Annotated in this window: 11 protein-coding genes; 9 read left to right on the top strand and 2 right to left on the bottom strand. The window is 47.5% G+C overall.

All coding sequences use genetic code 11. The annotated features are described in order from the left end of the window. Nucleotides 1–93 precede the first annotated feature (93 nt). From AC6H3C_RS03145 to AC6H3C_RS03110, 8 genes are all read left to right on the top strand, one after another. Entirely contained in the window at nt 94–1,527 is a 1,434-nt protein-coding gene (locus AC6H3C_RS03145) for an IPT/TIG domain-containing protein (protein WP_497519187.1), read from the top strand. 25 nt (nt 1,528–1,552) lie between these two features. After that, entirely contained in the window at nt 1,553–4,630 is a 3,078-nt protein-coding gene (locus AC6H3C_RS03140) for a SusC/RagA family TonB-linked outer membrane protein (protein ID WP_497519186.1), read from the top strand. 26 nt (nt 4,631–4,656) lie between these two features. After that, the gene (locus AC6H3C_RS03135; RefSeq protein ID WP_497519185.1) at nt 4,657–6,696 is read left to right on the top strand and encodes a RagB/SusD family nutrient uptake outer membrane protein; all 2,040 of its coding nucleotides are present in this window, start codon (nt 4,657–4,659) and stop codon (nt 6,694–6,696) included. Between the two features lie 21 nt (nt 6,697–6,717). Beyond that, nucleotides 6,718–7,707, top strand: a complete 990-nt coding sequence (locus AC6H3C_RS03130) for a DUF4973 domain-containing protein (protein WP_497519184.1) — start codon at nt 6,718–6,720, stop codon at nt 7,705–7,707. A 139-nt stretch (nt 7,708–7,846) separates the two neighbouring features. Then, nucleotides 7,847–10,345, top strand: coding sequence for a glutaminase family protein (locus AC6H3C_RS03125; RefSeq protein WP_497519183.1), 2,499 nt, complete (start codon nt 7,847–7,849; stop codon nt 10,343–10,345). 233 nt (nt 10,346–10,578) lie between these two features. After that, nucleotides 10,579–14,214, top strand: a complete 3,636-nt coding sequence (gene dnaE, locus AC6H3C_RS03120; protein ID WP_497519182.1) for a DNA polymerase III subunit alpha — start codon at nt 10,579–10,581, stop codon at nt 14,212–14,214. A gap of 45 nt (nt 14,215–14,259) precedes the next feature. Further along, nucleotides 14,260–14,577, top strand: coding sequence for a thioredoxin (gene trxA / locus AC6H3C_RS03115; RefSeq protein WP_497519181.1), 318 nt, complete (start codon nt 14,260–14,262; stop codon nt 14,575–14,577). 70 nt (nt 14,578–14,647) lie between these two features. Then, on the top strand, nt 14,648–15,577 hold the full coding sequence (locus AC6H3C_RS03110; protein WP_497519180.1) for a DUF58 domain-containing protein: 930 nt from the start codon (nt 14,648–14,650) through the stop codon (nt 15,575–15,577). Here the strand turns inward: AC6H3C_RS03110 and AC6H3C_RS03105 are convergent. Together AC6H3C_RS03105 and prmC are read right to left on the bottom strand one after the other, a co-directional pair. After that, nucleotides 15,574–16,653 carry an endonuclease/exonuclease/phosphatase family protein gene (locus tag AC6H3C_RS03105; RefSeq protein ID WP_497519179.1) on the bottom strand — a complete coding sequence of 360 codons (1,080 nt, stop codon included), beginning with the start codon at nt 16,651–16,653 and terminating at the stop codon, nt 15,574–15,576. The genes AC6H3C_RS03110 and AC6H3C_RS03105 overlap by 4 nt on opposite strands. A 149-nt stretch (nt 16,654–16,802) precedes the next feature. Further along, nucleotides 16,803–17,666, bottom strand: coding sequence for a peptide chain release factor N(5)-glutamine methyltransferase (prmC, locus tag AC6H3C_RS03100; protein WP_497519178.1), 864 nt, complete (start codon nt 17,664–17,666; stop codon nt 16,803–16,805). A 616-nt stretch (nt 17,667–18,282) separates the two neighbouring features. Here prmC and AC6H3C_RS03095 point away from each other — a divergent pair. Continuing rightward, nucleotides 18,283–18,960, top strand: coding sequence for a dihydrodipicolinate reductase C-terminal domain-containing protein (locus AC6H3C_RS03095; protein WP_497519177.1), 678 nt, complete (start codon nt 18,283–18,285; stop codon nt 18,958–18,960). Nucleotides 18,961–19,044 lie beyond the last annotated feature (84 nt).

Raw genomic sequence — 19,044 nt, 5'->3', positions numbered from 1 at the left:
TCATGTTGGATAAACTCCACTGTAACCATTTGTCATTCGGTTTATGTAAATGGATTGGAATGACAACATTATACATTTTAAACCTATACGAATATGAGAATTAAAACGAGTATGAAAAGTAAGTATCTACGCATCTGGTGGATGACGATGGCGCTGGCCGCCCTTTTCCTGGGGAGTTGCAAGGACGACGAGGAAAGCACGGGGGCAGAACCTTACGACCCTTCCCAACCGGTGCTGATTTCTGACTTCATCCCTAAAACAGGCGGTGTAGGGCAGCGATTGGTGATTTACGGCAAAAACTTCGGGAACGATCCTGAGCTTATCCGCGTTTTTATCGGGGGCAAAGAGGCCAAAGTGATTGGTGTGAACGGCGAAAGCCTGTACTGTATTGTACCCGAAAAAGCTTATGCCGGTAATATTGAAATTTATATGGGAAACGGGACCGAGCCTTTGGCCATTGGCGCAAATGCATTCGATTATCAGCGTAAAATGGTGGTAAGCACTTTGTGCGGGTATAAGAATGAACGGGACGACCAAGGATGGAAAGACGGCAAATTCGATATAGTTGCCGGATTCAGGGAGCCTTCTTTTATGAAGTTCGACCCCAAAAATCCGAAACACCTCTATGTGTCGTATGATCACGGCCCGGGAATTTACCGGATTAATTTTGAGGACAGTACAGTAACCCAACACCTGACATCTTCAGCGGGAAACTGGTGGCGGATACGGAGTGTCGAGTTTACTCAGGATGGCGAGCATATGATTGTTTCTCATGACCAGTGGGATCCGAACGGAATCAGTACCTCAATTATGTCCAGGACCAATGGATTCAAAGATCCCCAGATTTTGACGCAATCCAGAGCGGCAAACGGAGCCTCGGTACACCCGGTGAATGGCGAAATGTATTTCAATGGCTATGAAAAGGGAGAGTTTTATCGTTTCGATGTGATGAATTCGAAACCGGTAATTGGAGATGCGGGTATCGGTCCGAAGGATTATGAAACTTTGTTCCTGGTTCAGGATAATGGATGGGAATTTAATGTTCAGATCCATCCATCGGGAAACTATGCGTATATCGTTGTGGTGAACCAGCACTATATTTTACGTACCGACTACAACTGGAACGAGCAACGATTCAGTCAGCCTTATTTGGTTTGTGGTGAACCCCGGGTGGCCGGTTGGGAAGATGGTGTGGGATCAAAAGCCCGGCTAAGGAATCCCTATCAGGGTGTGTTTGTGAAAAATCCTGAATATGCCGGTGAAGGTGATGAATACGACTTCTATTTTACAGAACAGCACAATCACGATATCCGTATTTTAACTCCGCAGGGTAAGGTGACCACATTTGCCGGCCGCGGAAGTTCCAGCATTAACCCCGATCCATGGGGCTATGTTAATGGGGATTTGCGTCAGGAAGCCCGTTTTGACCAACCAACAGGCTTAGCATACAATGAGGCAGAAAAGGCGTTTTACGTAATGGATCATCAGAATCGTCGTATCCGCAAAATTGCCTTGGAGGATGAATAAACCAAAAAATAAACACACTGATTTTATGACTAAATATTTAATATTAAGTATGTTGTTTCTCGGTTTCTCTATTGGCGTATTTGCACAGGAGACCATTGAAGTAACAGGTGTCGTAACCGATGCTAATAAAGAACCACTGCCAGGTGTAAGTGTCTATGTAATTGATGTTCCCGGTATGGGTACGATTACCGACGGTAACGGAAAATACAAGATTAAGATGCCTGTTTATAAAGAATTGACCTTTTCCTATATCGGCTTCGAAAAAGTTAACGTGTTGATCAAAGAGCAGCGCGTGGTAAATATTGCGATGGATGAATCCGAAGATAGCGTGTTGGACGAGATTGTTGTGACCGGTGCCGGTGTTCAAAAGAAAATTAGCGTGACCGGTGCCATCACTACGATTGACATGAAGGACCTGAAATCCACATCATCTTCCAGTATTACGAATGCTCTGGCAGGTAATGTGCCTGGGATTATGGCCATGGCCACTTCGGGGCAGCCTGGAAAAAACGTTTCTGAATTCTGGATCCGCGGTATCTCAACATTTGGGGCCAGTTCGGGAGCTTATGTTTTAGTTGATGGGTTTGAGCGCGATTTGAATGAGCTGAATATTGAAGATATTGAATCGTTTACCGTATTGAAAGATGCTTCGGCAACAGCTATTTACGGTTCGAAAGGAGCTAACGGTGTTGTACTTATCACGACCAAGAGGGGTAAAGCTGGTAAAATCAATATCGATGTCAAGGTTGAAACTTCGTATAATACCCGCACCATTACGCCGGAGTTTGTTGACGGGATTACCTATGCCAATTTGTTGAATGAATCACGTATTACCCGCAACCAAGCGCCGATTTATCAGCCTGAAGAACTCGAAATCCTTCGCTTAGGCCTGGATCCCGACCTGTACCCCAATGTGGATTGGAAAGATTTGTTGCTAAAAGACGGCGCTATGAGCTACCGTGCCAACCTGAATATCAACGGCGGCGGATCGACAGCGCGTTATTATGTATCTGCCAGTTATGTGGAAGAACAGGGCATGTACAATACCGACAAGTCCCTGGTGGACGACTACGATACCAATGCGAATTACAAACGCTGGAATTATCGCTTAAATACTGACATCGATATCACGAAAACAACCTTGCTGAAGGTTGGGGTTTCCGGATCATTGGCAAAACGGAACAGCCCGGGGTTAGGGGATGGTGAAGTTTGGGGTGAGCTTTTCGGGTATTCCCCGATTCGGACCCCTATCACCTATTCCAATGGCTATGTGCCTGCGGTTGGTACCGGTAACCGCACAAACCCTTGGGTGGCTGCTACACAAACCGGGTTCAATGAAGACTGGGAGAACCGGATTCAGACCAATGTTTCGTTGGAGCAAGATTTTGATTTTATTACCAAAGGCCTTCGTTTTACCGGGCGTTTTGGTTATGATACGAATAACTTCAACCATATAAACCGAAGGAAATGGCCGGAGCAGTGGAGAGCCGAACGGGCGCGCGATTCGGAAGGAAACCTGGTGTTTACCCATATCTCTGACCCTCGCGAGATGTTTCAGGAAAGTGGTTCATCAGGCGACCGCCGCGAATTCTTGGATCTGATGTTCAACTACGATCGTGGCTTGAAAGAACATCACTTTAGCGGAACGGTCAAGTATACGCAAGACTCATTTGTCCGCACTCAAAACCTGGGAGGTGATCTGAAAAACGGGGTTGCCAAGCGTAACCAGGGGATCGCGGGACGCGCTGCCTATAGCTGGAGCCTTCGCTATTTTGCCGATTTCAACTTTGGTTACACCGGTTCGGAAAACTTTGCCAGAGGACACCAGTTTGGATTTTTCCCGGCCTACTCATTTGCCTGGAACGTGGCCGAAGAAAATTTTGCCAAGGATAATTTCAAGTGGATGAACATGTTCAAAATTCGTTACTCTCACGGTAAGGTAGGTAATGACAATATGGGCGACGAAAGATTCCCATACCTTTATAACATTGAGGGTGGGGGCGCAGGTTACGAATGGGCCCACTATTCTTTCAACAGAAATTATACTGGAATGAGATTTACTCAGGTGGCTTCACCTTACGTAACCTGGGAAGTGGCGACCAAAAGCGACCTGGGTTTAGACCTGTCGTTGTTTGATGACCGCGTGAACGCCAATGTGGATTATTTTGATGAAAAACGTGAAGGAATCTATATGGCACGTAACTTCCTGCCACAGATGGTGGGTTTGGAAAGTGCGCCCAGAGCCAACGTGGGAGCCGTAAAGTCGGAAGGTTTTGATGGTCGCGTGGCGTACAAGCAAAAAGTCGGCGCAGTCGATATGACGGTGCGGGGTAACTTCACCTATAGTAAAAACGAGATCTTGGAGCGTGACGAGGAAAACAATGTTTATCCTTACCAAATGGAAAGAGGTTACCGGGTCGACCAGGCCCGTGGTTTAGTAGCTCTGGGATTATTTGAAGATTATGATGACATCCGGAATAGTCCGGAGCAACACTTCGGGCCCTATCAGCCGGGAGATATCAAATATAAGGATGTTAATGGCGATGGTGTGATCAACGACGGCGACCGCGTAGCAATCGGCGCAACCCGTCGGCCAAACCTGATTTACGGCGCCGGCGCATCGGCCAGATGGAAAGGGTTTGACGTGAATGTTCATTTTCAGGGAGCTGGTAAATCCACTTTTTTCACCTATGGTAAAACTGTATACGCGTTCAGCGAAGGCGAATGGGGAACCGTGTTGAAAGACTTGATGGGGCCCAATCGATGGATTTCTGCCGATATTTCAGGCGATCCGTCAACCGAAAATCCCAACGCCTCATACCCACGCTTGAGCTTTGGCGGAAACGGGAACAATTATCGCGAATCGACTTTCTGGTTGCGTAACGGAGCCTACCTGCGCCTGAAAACGGTAGATGTGGGCTATACGCTTCCAAAGAAACTAGTCAACAAATTCCATTGCAACAATATCCGCTTTTTTGTGCTTGGCACAAACCTGTTGACTTGGTCCAAATTCAAACTGTGGGATCCTGAAATGGCGAGTTCCCGGGGTGAAGAGTATCCATTGGCAAAATCAATCACGCTGGGACTAAACATTAACCTGTAAAATCTTATCAAATGAAACGAAATACGATGAAGACATTATATCTTCTATTAGTCACGACTTTGGGAGCAGGATTTTTTTCTTCTTGTTCAGATTATCTGGAGTCCGACCAGTATTTTAAAGATCGCATGAGCTTGGAGAAGGTATTCTCGAGTAAACAATATTCAGAAGAATGGTTGGCCCATGCCTATTCTGATTTGAGAAATGAGAATGCTGATGTTGCCAGTAAAGGCTATACGCCGCATTGCTTTGCCGACGACATGTATTATGGTGACCGCGATGCTGATTACGACATTACTAACGCCTCGGCATTGTCATACAATGAGTTTCACACCGGTATGTACTCCGAGAATGAGAAGCAAGGTACTTGGCTGCAATGCTACAGGGGTATCCGCAATGCGACAACGTTCATTCAGAACATTGACATCAATGAGGAGATGACCCTGGCGGAAATAGCAGACTATAAAGCTCAGGCCCGCTTTGTTAGAGCCTATTATTATTGGCTCCTTTTACGCAAATACGGTCCGATTCCTTTGCTGCCGGAAGACGGGATTGATTATACTGCCAGCTACAATGAGATGGCTACTCCCCGTAATACCTATGAGGATTGCGCCGAGTACATCAGTAATGAGATGTTGCTTGCCGCCAAAGATCTGCAACAAAGTCGCGATCGCTTGTCGGTAGCGCGTCCTACCCGCGGAGCAGCCCTGGCTACCCGCGCAAAAGTGCTTTTGTATGCCGCCAGTCCGCTCATGAACGGAAATACAGATGACTACGCTCGTGAACTGGTAGATGATGAAGGGAAACAACTGTTATCTTCTACCTATGACGAAAAGAAATGGGCTAAGGCTGCCGCTGCCGCCCGGGACGTAATGGAACTAGGGGTATATGATTTGTACACGGCAAGTTTCCGTAATACGGGTAACTCTTCGTATCCGGCCACAATTGTTCCCCCTTACGATGCAGAGTTTTCGGAAAAAAACTGGCCGGAAGGATGGAAGAACATTGACCCATTTGAATCTTACCGATCCGTATTCAATGGTAATGCTGGCGCGGAAAACCCGGAATTAATCTTCACTCGGGGAAACAACGGCGGAGAAAAAGGACAGGACATGGTGGCACACCAATTGCCCCGTATTGCAAACGGCTGGAATACGCACGGGCTGACACAAAAGCAAGTTGACGCTTATTACATGAACAACGGAACAGATGCTCCGGGTAAAGACAAGGAAATCGGACGCGGCGATGGCAGCGATCGTTTAACCGGATATGTAACACAGGACGATGTGGATAATGGCTTGTACAAACCTTTGAAAAAGGATGTATCCTTACAATACGCCGATCGTGAACCTCGCTTTTACGCTTCTGTTGCTTACAATGGTAGCTTTTGGCACCTGGAAAATGAACCGGACAGTTGGAACAAGGAGAAACAAGTGTTTTACTACCGGGGAGATGGGAACGGATATACGAATACCATGTTTTGGCTTCGCACAGGTATTGGTGTCATGAAGTTTGTTCACCCACGGGATACCTATCGTGATGGCATTATCGACCGCATTGTTCCCAAGCTTGAACCGGCCATCCGCTATGCCGATATTCTGTTGATGTATGCCGAAGCTTTGAATGAGTTGACCGGTTCGTACAATATTCCTTCGTGGGATGGCAGCACAACTTACACCATTAGTCGTGATATCAGCGAAATGAAACGGGGCATTCGGCCAGTCCGAATTCGTGGGGGTGTACCCGACTATTCATCCGATGTGTATGACAGCCAGGATGAGTTCCGCAAAACGGTAAAGCGCGAACGCCAAATCGAGTTGATGGGGGAAGGGCAACGCTATTACGACCTACGCCGTTGGAAAGATGCTCCGGTGGAAGAGTCGCTGCCTATTTATGGCTGCAATGTAATTATGACCCGCGACCAGCGGGATTTATTCCACAGGCCGGTAGCGGAGTGGGCGCTGCAATCAACCTTCTCACGTAAAATGTGGTTCTGGCCAATCAGCCACAATGAGTTGAAGCGGAATAAGCGCCTGACACAGAACCCGGGCTGGACTTATAATGACTAATCTTTAAAACGATAGATGTATATGAAAAAGAAATATAATATACTGTTATCCTTGCTGGCTGGACTACTCCTGTTTAGTTCCTGCGAAGATGAATGGACGAAAGAACAGTATGAGCGTTTCGTGTCGTTTAAAGCTCCGTTAAACGAGCAGGGCGTTACGCGAATTTATGTCCGCTACAGGGAAGATGGCGTTTCAATTTACCGGCTTCCGGTCGTCGTAAGCGGATCAACAACAAATGATCAAAATATGACCGTTCATGTGGCAGTAGATCGTGATACTTTGGATGCCTTGAACATGGAGCAGTTCCAAAGCCGTACCGAGCTTTATTATAAGGAACTGACCAGCGAGTATTTTTCGATGCCTGAAACCGTGGAAATTGTGGCAGGAGAGAACACTTCGCTGTTGGATATAAACTTCTCATTGAACAACATCGACTTGGTTGACAAATGGCTGCTGCCTCTGACAGTGGTCGACGACCCGTCGTACAATTACGTTGTTCATCCGAGAAAACACTATAAGAAAGCTTTGCTTCAGATCATGCCTTTCAATGACTATTCCGGTACTTATAGCGGAACAGCGTTAAAAACTTTCTTTCGGGGTTATGAGGGAGACCCGGCCATTGTGAAAAGTGAGGTTGATGTTTATGTGGTTGATGAAAATACAGTGTTTTTCTACGCCGGTACGATAGACGAAAACCGGACAGACCGCGAAAATTACAAGATTTACGCGAGCTTCGATGAGCAGACCAGAAAAGTTACGTTAGTGTCGGATAATCCAGACATGAAGTTTGAGGTTTACGGAACGCCCTTATTTACCGTGGAAGAAACGATGGATGCCACACGTCCGTATTTGTTGCATCGCTACGTGACCATCACAAACATCGATTACAGTTTTACGGATTACACTTCGGTGCCCAATGTGAACATCTCGTACACGGTGCGTGGTTCACTGATTCTCGAACGTAAAATTAATACTGAGATACCTGACGAAGATCAGGCCATTGAGTGGTAAAAACTTGTACTGAAGCGAGAGAGGGAGGTACTGAAAGGTATCCCCCTCTTTCATTGACCAAAACTTACCAAAAACAGACTTGTCATGAAAAAAGATCAGAAAGTATGAATAAATCAATAATGAACAAATAAAGATAGAGATGAAGAGAAAACGTTTTTTCGTGTTTACACTTCTGCTGGCGGGAATTGTCGGCGCTTCCTGTGCCCAGAGAGATCTGGCAGAAAAGGAGCCTGTGACAACCGGGCTTCGCGCTCCGGCATATCCGCTGGTAACCATCGATCCGTACACCAGCGCCTGGTCAATGGCTGATCAGTTGTATGATCAACCCGTGAAACACTGGACCGGGAAGACCCATTCGTTGATTGGCGCCCTCCGGGTCGACGGGCAGGTTTACCGGTTCATGGGGGCGATCGATACGCCTTGGAAATCAATTGTTGCCATGGCCAACGAAGAACCCTGGGATGGCCGTTACAGCCTGGAGGCTCCCCGGAAAGGCTGGGAGAAAAAAGACTTTAATGACACATCCTGGAAATCGGCGAAAGGCGCTTTTGGAACGCCTGAAATGCCCTCACTGGGCACAGTCTGGCAAACTAAAGACATCTGGGTGCGCCGGGAATTTGTTATCCCTGAAACGCTGAGCCCCGAAGATATTTACCTCATTTACTCGCACGACGATATCTTTGAACTATACCTGAACGGCGAACAGCTTGTTAAAACTGCCTATGAATGGCATAACCAGGTGGTGCTGAAAATCGACCGGAACTTACTGTTGCCGGGCAAAAAGAACGTGATTGCCGCCCATTGCCACAACCGCACGGGCGGAGGATACGTTGACTTTGGGCTTTTCCAGGAAAGCGAGCAAAAAAATATTTTTGCACAAACTGCCACACAGAATACGGTTTCCATGTCGGCAACCCAAACCCATTACGGGTTTAGCTGTGGTGCGGTCGACCTGAAACTTCAGTTTGTTTCGCCTTTGCTGCCCGGCGACCTGGATCTGCTTTCGCGCCCGGTGAATTACATCAACTACGAAGTGGTTTCAACCGACGGGAAGGAACACGACGTGCAAATCTATTTTGAAATTACTCCCGAATGGGCAGTGAACGAACCCAGCCAGGAAGTAGAAGTGACCGGCGGTGAAACCGGCGGGATTGCTTATGTGAAAGCAGGAACCACCGAACAACCCATCCTGAAAAAGAAAGGAGACAACATTCGCATTGACTGGGGCTATGTTTACCTGGCTTCAAACGGGGGAGAGCAAACAAACCTGGCCATTGGCGACTATTTTGAAACCAAGGACGCTTTTGTCCGCAACGGAAACGTGACGGGTCAGGAGAGCATGACAGTCAGGCCGAGCAAACAAATGCCGGCGATGGCCTGTGTCGAAAACCTGGGTAAGGTTTCGGACAAACCGGCCCGTCATTACGTGATGCTGGCTTACGACGATATTGAATCGATCCAGTATTTCGGCGAAAACCTGAAGGCCTGGTGGGCCAAAGAAGGAGCAGTTACCATCAGCGATGCCCTGAAGGCCGCGTCGGTCGAACACAGCCTGATTATGGAACGTTGTGCCGAATTTGACAACCAACTGTGGAACGAAACCCTTGCAGCCGGCGGAAAAAACTATGCCGACCTGTGCGTGCTGGCCTTCCGCCAGTCGATTGCCGCCCACAAGCTGGTGAAAGATCCGGACGGAAACATTCTTTTCCTTTCAAAAGAGAACTTCAGCAACGGGTCCATCGGAACGGTTGATATCACCTATCCGTCGGCCCCGCTATACCTGAAATACAACCTGGAATTGCTGAAAGGCATGATGAACCCGATCTTTTATTATTCGGAAAGCGGCAAATGGAACAAGCCTTTTGCGGCACACGACGTGGGTACCTATCCCCTGGCCAATGGGCAGACTTACGGCGGCGACATGCCGGTGGAAGAATCGGGGAATATGCTGATCCTGACCACAGCCATCGCTACCCGGGAAGGCCATGCCCGGTATGCCGAAAAACACTGGGATATACTCACAGTCTGGGCAGATTACCTGCTCGAGAACGGGCTGGACCCGGATAATCAGCTTTGTACCGACGACTTTGCCGGACATTTTGCGCATAACACCAACCTGTCGGTCAAGGCCATTATGGGCATTGCCGGATATGGCAAGCTGGCAAAAATGCTGGGTAAGGATGAGGTTGCTGAAAAATATGGTTCGGAAGCCAAACGGATGGCCGCCGAATGGGTGAAGATGGCCGGCGACGGAAATCATTACCGCCTGACCTTTGACCAGCCCGGAACCTGGAGCCAAAAGTACAACCTGGTTTGGGACAAACTGCTGGGGTTGAATATCTTCCCCGCCGAAGTTGCTCAAACCGAAATTGCCTGGTACCTGAGCCGGCAGAATGCTTACGGCCTGCCCCTGGATAACCGGAGAACCTATACCAAATCCGACTGGATTGTATGGACAGCAACACTGGCTGACGACCTGGAAACCTTCCAGAAACTGATCGATCCGCTGCATAAGTTTGTGACCGAAACCCCTTCACGCGTTCCGATGAGCGACTGGTACGAAACAACCAACGCCACTCAGGTGGGCTTTCAGGCCAGGTCGGTTGTTGGAGGCTATTTTATTAAGTTGTTGGAATAATGACGAATTACTTTTAGCGCTAGTTAAAAAAGCTCATTTTCAATGAAAATAACCGGGGTGGTCTTGTAATAACAGGGCCGCCCCTTTTATTTTCCGCGATCAGGAACCGGGCGGGCAGATCTTTTTTCATGTTTTATCAACATGGGTTTCACAGGCTGATTGAAAACCGTAATTTTATGCTTGCAGCCCATGCTGCTGCCGGATAAGTTGATGATTGAATTAAACAGATGAAAATGATCCCATTTACACATTTACACGTACACTCGCAATATTCAATTCTGGATGGAGCCGCCAGTATAAAAGGGCTGGTTGGTAAAGCAAAAGCAGACGGAATGACTGCCCTGGCGCTTACCGATCATGGGATGATGTTTGGCGTCAAAGAATTTTGGGACACCTGCAAACGCGAAGGGATCAAACCGGTTTTAGGCTGCGAAACCTATGTAGCCACCCGGTCGATTCACGATAAAAATGACAAAGTTGACCGCTCGGGCGATCACCTCATCCTCCTGGCTAAAAACCGGACCGGCTATGTGAACCTGATCAAACTGATTTCGGCGGCCAACACCGATGGCTTCTACTATAAACCCCGCATCGACAAAAACCTGCTGAAAAAACACAGCGAAGGCTTGATTGTTTCGTCAGCCTGTTTAGGCGGCGAAATCGCCCAGATGATTATGAAATCGTCCATCGCCGAAGCAGAGGAAGCCATCAACTGGTTTAAAAGCGTGTTTGGCGACGACTATTACCTCGAACTGCAACGGCACAAATCAGACATGCCCGAGCTCAACGAGCAGGTTTACAACAACCAGGTGCTGGTGAATAAAGTGATCCTGGAACTGGCGCAAAAACATCAGGTAAAGGTGATCGCCACCAACGATGTCCACTTCATCAATGCTGAGGATGCCGATGCCCACGACCTGTTGATCTGCCTGAATACAGGAAAAGATGTTGACGATCCGAACCGGATGCGTTACACCAAACAGGAGTGGTTTAAAACCACCCGGGAAATGAACGAATTGTTCGCCGACGTTCCTGAGGCTTTGGCTAATACCGCGGAGATTGTTGATAAGGTGGAGCAGTTTGAACTGAATTCAGACCCGATTATGCCTCCGTTTCCCATTCCCGAAGAGTTTGGGACCGAGGCAGACTATTTTCAACGGTATTCGGAAGAAAGCCTGCACCGGGAGTTTGGCGACGACTCGTTTAAACGGCTGGGCGGATACGACAAAGTGCTGCGTGTGAAGCTGGAAGCTGACTACCTGCAACACCTGACTTACATCGGGGCAAAAGAACGTTATGGCGACCCGATTCCGGCCGATGTGCTCGAACGGATCGATTTTGAGCTGGATACCATAAAAACGATGGGTTTCCCGGGGTACTTTCTCATCGTGCAGGACTTTATTAATGCCGCCCGCGAAATGGGCGTCCTGGTGGGACCGGGACGCGGATCGGCCGCCGGAGCCGCGGTTTCGTACTGCGTGGGCATCACCAACATCGACCCGATTAAATACGACCTGCTGTTCGAACGTTTCCTGAACCCCGACCGTATTTCCATGCCCGATGTTGATATCGATTTTGATGACGACGGACGTCAGATGGTCCTCGACTGGGTGACCGCGAAGTACGGGCAGGACAAGGTAGCCCATATTTGCACCTTCGGCACCATGGCCACCAAACTGGCGATCCGCGATGTGGCGCGCGTGCTGAAACTGCCGCTTCCCGAGGCCGACCGGCTGGCCAAGCTGGTGCCCGAAGCGCCTAAAATGAGTTTCGAAAAAGCGTTTAAGGAAAGCCCGGAGCTGCTGAGAGAGAAAAATTCGGACAACCCCCTCGTGGCCAGCACCCTCAAATTTGCCCAAACGCTGGAAGGCTCCGTGCGCCAAACCGGAGTACACGCCTGCGGGATCCTGATCAGCCGCGACCCGCTTTCGGACCACATCCCGATTATGCCCACGAAAGACGAGTCGCTTTATACCACCCAATACGACGGACGTTTTGTTGAGGCAATCGGCTTGCTGAAGATGGACTTCCTGGGCCTGAAAACGCTCTCCATCATCAAAGAAACGCTGGATAATGTCCGCCTCTCCAAAGGAATTGAAATCGATATCGACCGGATTCCAATGGACGACGAAAAAACCTTCGAGCTGTTCAGCCGCGGCGACACCACCGCCATCTTCCAGTTCGAATCGCCGGGAATGAAAAAACACCTGCGCAACCTGAAGCCAAACCGCTTTGAAGACCTGGTGGCTATGAATGCCCTCTACCGTCCGGGGCCGATGGAATACATCCCCGATTACATCGACCGGAAACACGGGCGTAAAAAGGTGGAATACGATCACCCCATGATGGAAAAATACCTGAGCGACACCTACGGGATCACGGTATTCCAGGAACAGGTGATGCTTTTGTCGCGCCACCTGGGGAACTTTACCCGCGGCGACTCCGATTCGCTGCGTAAAGCGATGGGAAAAAAGATCAAGGCGATGATGGACAAACTGAAGGTAAAGTTTGTGGAAGGATGTAAAGCTAACCCACGGTTTATGGACGGTTGCAAGGAGGTGAATAAAGATCCCGAACCGCTGATCGATAAAATCTGGAAAGACTGGGAAGCTTTTGCCAGTTACGCTTTTAATAAATCACACTCGGTTTGTTACGCCTACATTGCCTACCAAACCGGTTACCTGAAGGCCCATTTTCCGGCCGAGTTTATGGCGGCCAACATGAGCCGGAACATGACCAACATTACGGAGATTACCAAGTTGATGGAAGAATCGCAGCGGATGGGCATTAACGTGCTGGGGCCCGACGTCAACGAAAGTTTCCTGAAATTTACCGTAAACAAAAAGGGCGATGTACGTTTCGGGATGGCAGCCGTCAAAGGCGTTGGGGCAGGCGCGGTGGGCGATATTATTTCGGCCCGCAAAGAGGGCCTGTTCGCTGACGTGTTCAGCTTTGTGGAACGGGTAAATCTGCAATCGGTCAATAAAAAGAACATTGAGGCGCTGGCTATGGCCGGGGCATTCGATAGTTTCGGCTACAAACGCAGCCAGTTTTTTGCAGGAAGCGATCCCAACGATGTGAGCTTTATCGAAAAACTGATCAAATACGGGCACCAAATCCAACACGACAATAACACCTCCCAGCAGTCCCTGTTTGGGGAAGTGATGAGCGCGCAGGCGATCAAAAAACCCGATATCCCCAATGTGCCGGAATGGGCAAAAATTATTCTGCTTGAAAAAGAAAAAGCGCTGATCGGAATTTATCTGTCGTCGCACCCACTGGATGAATACAAACTGGAGATCGATCATTTTACCAGCAAGGAGTACGCGCTGAAAGACCTGAACAGCCACATCGAACTGTTGAGAGGCAAAGAAATTACCTTTGCCGGGATGGTCACAGACGCCTTCGAAGCCATGTCGAAAAATGGGAAACCTTATTGCAAAATGACCTTGACCGATTACAGCGACTCTTTCCAGATTGCCTTTTTCGGGAAAGATTATATCGAGTTTTCAAAATTCTGCAAACCCAATCTTTTCCTCCTGGTAAAGGGGCAGGTTCAGGAAAGTTTCCGTCCCGGTCAGCTTGAGTTCAAAGTACGTTTCATGGAAATGCTTGAAGAAGTCCGGAAAAATCAGATTAAAAGTGTGACCCTGCAAATGACCATTCAGTCGGTAACGCCGGAGCTGATCCGCGAAATTGAAAACGTGAGCAAAAAAAATAAAGGATCCACCCTGTTAAAGTTTAATCTGTGGGACCCGGAAACAAAAACGGTTGTCAATCTGTTTTCAAGAAACACCCGGATCGAAATGAATCACGAGATGGAACGTTTTATTCGGAACCATGAAAATTTGACATTTAAAATTAATTAGTTTTGTAAAACTCTTTTGAATAATAACCCAAAAAATATTGAAATTATGGCAATAGAAGCTACAGATGCAAACTTCGAGGAGCTTGTCCTAAAATCGGATAAACCGGTACTGGTTGACTTTTGGGCGGAATGGTGCGGCCCGTGCCGCATGGTAGCCCCGGTTGTTGAAGAATTATCGCACGACTACGAAGGAAAACTGCTGGTTACCAAACTCGATGTCGACAGCAACCCCGATACCGCTGTGAAATTTGGCATCCGCAACATCCCGACCATCCTGTTTTTTAAAGGTGGCGAAATTGTTGACAAACATGTGGGCGCTTCGCCAAAAGCGGCTTTGGCAGCCAAGGTCGAAGCCATCTTATAAATTTTGTTTCAAATTGAAAAAGAGGGCAGGATTCCGGTTGTGCCCTCTTTTTTAGCTATTACTTAGTTAAGTGAATAACCTGTTCGACATCCATCAATTCCAACAGTTCGACAACCTGGAGTTGGTTGCCCGCGAGGTGGTGGAAGGATTTATTACCGGCCTGCACCGCAGCCCCTTTCACGGCTTTTCGGTTGAGTTTGCCGAACACCGCCAATACAACCAGGGAGAATCGACCAAACACATCGACTGGAAGCTTTTTGCCCGGTCGGACCGGTTGTATATCAAGCAATACGAAGAAGAAACCAACCTGCGCTGCCAGCTCGTGATCGACAACTCATCGTCGATGTTGTTTCCGTATGAGAAAGGCAAAAACCACCTGTTTAACAAGCTGGCTTTTTCGGTTTACGCTGCCGCGGCCCTGATTTACCTGATGCGCAAACAACGCGATGCCGTTGGCCTCACCCTGTTTTCAGATCAGATTGAATTTCATTCGGAAAACCGTTTGTCGTCGGTACATGCCGAACTGCTGTACGGTAAGTTGGCGGGCCTACTCGCGGCTAACAAGGACGAGCTGCGAAAAACAACGAATACCATCGGTGTGCTGCACCAAATTGCCGAACAGGTGCATAAACGTTCGCTGATCATTATTTTCAGCGATATGATGGACGAGGGAAAGGATGAGGAATTGTTTTCGGCGCTTCAACACCTGCGGTACAACAAGCACGAGGTGATTCTCTTCCATGTGACCGACCATAAGCAGGAACGCGAATTTGATTTTTTGAACCGGCCTTACCGGTTTGTGGACCTGGAAACCGGCCAGCACCTGCGTTTCCGGCCGAATGAATTAAAGGAGGGTTACCGGAAAGCTGTCCGCCAATATTTTGACGACCTGAAAGTGAAATGCGGCCAATACCGGATTGATTTGGTTGAGGCGGATATTAACCAGGACTTTAAGCAGGTACTGATGAGCTTCCTGTTGAAACGAAAACGCTTGTTTTAATCCGCTTTTTCATCTTTCTTCCGCACCAAACGGCAACTGATCGGGTAATGATCGGAATACTCCACCTCGTCGATCGTGAAATTATAGGCTTTATACACATCGCTGTGCAGGATATAGTCGATGCGAAATGATGGTAAACGTCCGATGTAGGTATTGCCAATGCCTGAACCCGACTGTACAAAGGCATCTTTTAAATTACCTTTCACTTTTTGATAGGTGTACGAAACCGGCGTATCATTGAAATCGCCGCAAACAATAACGGGGTAAGGAGACTGATCGATCTGTCCGCGTAACTGTTCAACCTGGTTGGCCCGTTTAATAAAAGCCTGTTTCAGCTTCGAACCAAACAACCGGACTTCCTTCATGTTCTTTTCCTGACGTTCAAAAGAGATAGAGTCTAAATGACTGATGTCCTGGGGCGTAAACCGGTAACTCTGCAAGTGGCAGTTGAAAATACGCAGGGTATCGTCGCCGGTGACGATATCGGTAAAAATGAACATATTCCCGGTCCCCTCGAAATGAATCTCGCCCTTATTGATAATCGGGAAAACAGAAAAAGTTACCGGCCCGCCTGAGCGGTCGGCATGGATGTAACGGGGAAGTCCCGTGCGCTCCATTTTTTCTTTAAAGCTTTTCAGGTTTTTACTCCCCAGGTGGCTCATTTCCTGGATACAAATAATATCGGCGTTTTTTGTTTCCAGGAAATCAAAAATTTTTCCGGAGATATCTTTTCGCGAACTTTGCTGATCCAGTCCTTCGAACTGTTTGACATTGTAACTGCAAAATTCGATTCCTGCTTCGCCGGTTTCACGCGGCAGCAGTTGAAAATAGTTTTGCAGATGATTGTAGCCCAGTAAAATGACAACAAGCGAAAGAATTGTCTTTTTGCTCGATCCCAACAACCAAAAAAGAATAAAAACGATGTTGACAAATAAAATGTACGGATAGGCTAAACTAACCAGAGCCGGCATCCAAAACCGGGCGGGGCTGATATAAACCGACGCATAAACAACCAGCAAGGCAAAAACAGCAAGCAAATTAAAGAATATGATGATTGTTTTTAAGAATTTCTTCATCCGGTCAAATTTACAACATTTCGGTCGGTTTCCGGTATCGCGGAATCTCCGACTGCTTGTTCAGAATTGGTTTATGCTTTAACAAATATAGGAAACTGGCTTGGTTGGCCAATTCATGTTAGCGCTAAAATCTGCCGGATCAACATAAATTAACCTTCCGGGAAGGTATTATTCAGCTCAGCAGCAACCATCCGGTCTTTGCCGTTCAGGTCTTTTTTTAGCCGAACGTTTTCGAAACCATTGGTTTGAAGCAATGAAACACATTCGCGCCCAAAGGCCTCGTTAATTTCCCAATAGATGCGGCCCCCTTTCTTTAGGTATTTTTTCCCAAACTGAGCCAAGGCTGAATAAAATTTCAGCGGGTCATCATCCGGAACAAAAAGCGCGGTGTGTGGTTCGTAATCAAAAACATTTGGCTGCATCAGCTGTATTTCTTTCCGGGTGACATAGGGCGGGTTGCTGACCAGAATATCCGGCGAAGGCATCGTGGACGGGACCACCGGGTTTAAAATATCCATATGAATAAAGGTAACGGCAACCTGGTTTTGTCGGGCATTTTTTTCTGCTACAGTCAGCGCCTTTTCAGAAATATCGCACGCCCAAACCGTTGCCGCAGGAAAATGCTTTTTCAGGCTGACGGGGATACAGCCACTTCCGGTTCCGACGTCCAGAATCACCGGACTGGCGGCTACCCTTTCTTTCACGATCCAGTCGACCAGCTCTTCCGTTTCGGGGCGGGGAATTAACACGTCAGGCGTTACCCGGAACGGCAAGCCGTAAAATTCGGTTTCGCCTAAGATGTACTGAACCGGTTCGTACTGTTTCAGCCGGGTAACGATTTCGGCCAACCGATGTTGTTCATCCGCGCTTAGCAACTCGTCCTGTTTCAGCAGCAAATCAGTGGAACTATAGTTTCGCAGCGATGAAAAAATCAGTCGGATAAAGCCCTCAATTTCCGGTTCGGGGTACAGACCTTTCAAATTTTCGCGGATAGATGCCGTGCCTGCTTTCATTTATTTGTATTTTTGCCTAACTAAGAAAACCGTTCAAAATAATATCCCCAAAACTACGGATAAATCCCGCAGTTTAATTCGGAGATCCCGGGATGATATGCAATTCTTTGTCCATTTTGATGCCTATCGGGTAATCTTTAAGGGTTAAATGAACGACAATGTAAGGCCGGTTTTTATTCGAAGTTTATTTAATCGCCTTTTAAACTGTTTCATAATCCGTTAAGACAATACCTCCATCGGACAGGAGCCGGATATTTCCTAACAGTTACGAAGATACAACATGGGTGTAAGTTGAATCATGCAAATTTTCTGTACTTTTAGAATCCATACCTGAAATTTAAGAAATCATGAACCTGATCGTAATTATTTTGCTCAGTCTGCCAATTGCTTTGCTGATTACATTGTTCATTGGAATTGTAAAGAAAAACAAAAGACTCTGGATGACTTCGTTGATTTTCTTTATTCTAATTTCACTTTCAGAAATTGCCTGTTTCTCCTTTACGGTTGAACCCCACTCTGAAATCAGCGCTCCCGCTGACGGGAATCGGTAGTTCGAGCCTTGGTACGGGGCGGTTTCAACCAACAGCAGAAATTCATTATGATACCAGCTGAAAACATGAAAATCTATCTTGCAGGTTCGGGAAAGTTAGCCCGGGCCATTATGAATTCCGGCTTATCCGTTCCATCGGGTGACCTTTTAAAATGGGAATCGTTCGATCAAACTTCGACTGAAAAGGCGATTATCGTTCATGCCGGTTCGGGGCGGCAATTACCGGAGTGTTTTGAGTTCTGTTCAAGAACAAAGTCGGTACTGATTGAGCTTTCAACCGGTTTGGAAACCGAAAAGATGGAAGCTGATTTCCCGTTGATTATTTGTCCAAACACCTCCATGCTGGTGTTAAAAACACTACAGATGCTGAAAGCAAGTGGCGGTTACTTTGAGCACTATGAAATTTCTATCACCGAATCGCACCAATCAACTAAAAAAACAGCAGCCGGAACAGCCTATGCCTTTGCTGATGCACTGCATTTTCCGACCAGTCAAATCGTATCGGTCAGAGAACCTGAAATTCAGCAAACTAAAATTGGTATTCCCGAAGCGTACCTGGACAAACACGCTTACCACAAAATTGTTGTGAAAGACGCGACTGATGAAGTGACCATCGAAACCAAGGTCCTGGGGCACGACTCGTATGCAGGCGGGGTAAAAAAAATTATTGAAACTGTTTTAAATTATCGCTTGGAAAACAGAAAATATACTGTGTTGGAGCTGATCGGTAATCATCTGCTTTGAGAGTAAGAGACTGCTTTAAAATTCGCGGAGAGAAAACAGATGAATAGAAAAATTGTCATTCCCTCTTTTATTTTGAAGGGACAA

The organism is Gaoshiqia sp. US2 (assembly GCF_059705485.1).
The sequence above is the reverse complement of the archived record's forward strand: the minus strand, read 5'-3'. Positions and strand labels throughout refer to the sequence as shown.

What these genes read in the sequence shown, in the direction of transcription:
- AC6H3C_RS03095 (WP_497519177.1), top strand. Translation starts at nt 18,283, where the DNA reads ATGAAAATCTATCTTGCAGGTTCGGGAAAGTTAGCCCGGGCCATTATG.
- AC6H3C_RS03125 (WP_497519183.1), top strand. Translation starts at nt 7,847, where the DNA reads ATGAAGAGAAAACGTTTTTTCGTGTTTACACTTCTGCTGGCGGGAATT.
- AC6H3C_RS03130 (WP_497519184.1), top strand. Translation starts at nt 6,718, where the DNA reads ATGAAAAAGAAATATAATATACTGTTATCCTTGCTGGCTGGACTACTC.
- prmC (WP_497519178.1), bottom strand. Translation starts at nt 17,666, where the DNA reads ATGAAAGCAGGCACGGCATCTATCCGCGAAAATTTGAAAGGTCTGTAC.
- AC6H3C_RS03140 (WP_497519186.1), top strand. Translation starts at nt 1,553, where the DNA reads ATGACTAAATATTTAATATTAAGTATGTTGTTTCTCGGTTTCTCTATT.
- dnaE (WP_497519182.1), top strand. Translation starts at nt 10,579, where the DNA reads ATGATCCCATTTACACATTTACACGTACACTCGCAATATTCAATTCTG.
- AC6H3C_RS03135 (WP_497519185.1), top strand. Translation starts at nt 4,657, where the DNA reads ATGAAGACATTATATCTTCTATTAGTCACGACTTTGGGAGCAGGATTT.
- trxA (WP_497519181.1), top strand. Translation starts at nt 14,260, where the DNA reads ATGGCAATAGAAGCTACAGATGCAAACTTCGAGGAGCTTGTCCTAAAA.
- AC6H3C_RS03105 (WP_497519179.1), bottom strand. Translation starts at nt 16,653, where the DNA reads ATGAAGAAATTCTTAAAAACAATCATCATATTCTTTAATTTGCTTGCT.
- AC6H3C_RS03145 (WP_497519187.1), top strand. Translation starts at nt 94, where the DNA reads ATGAGAATTAAAACGAGTATGAAAAGTAAGTATCTACGCATCTGGTGG.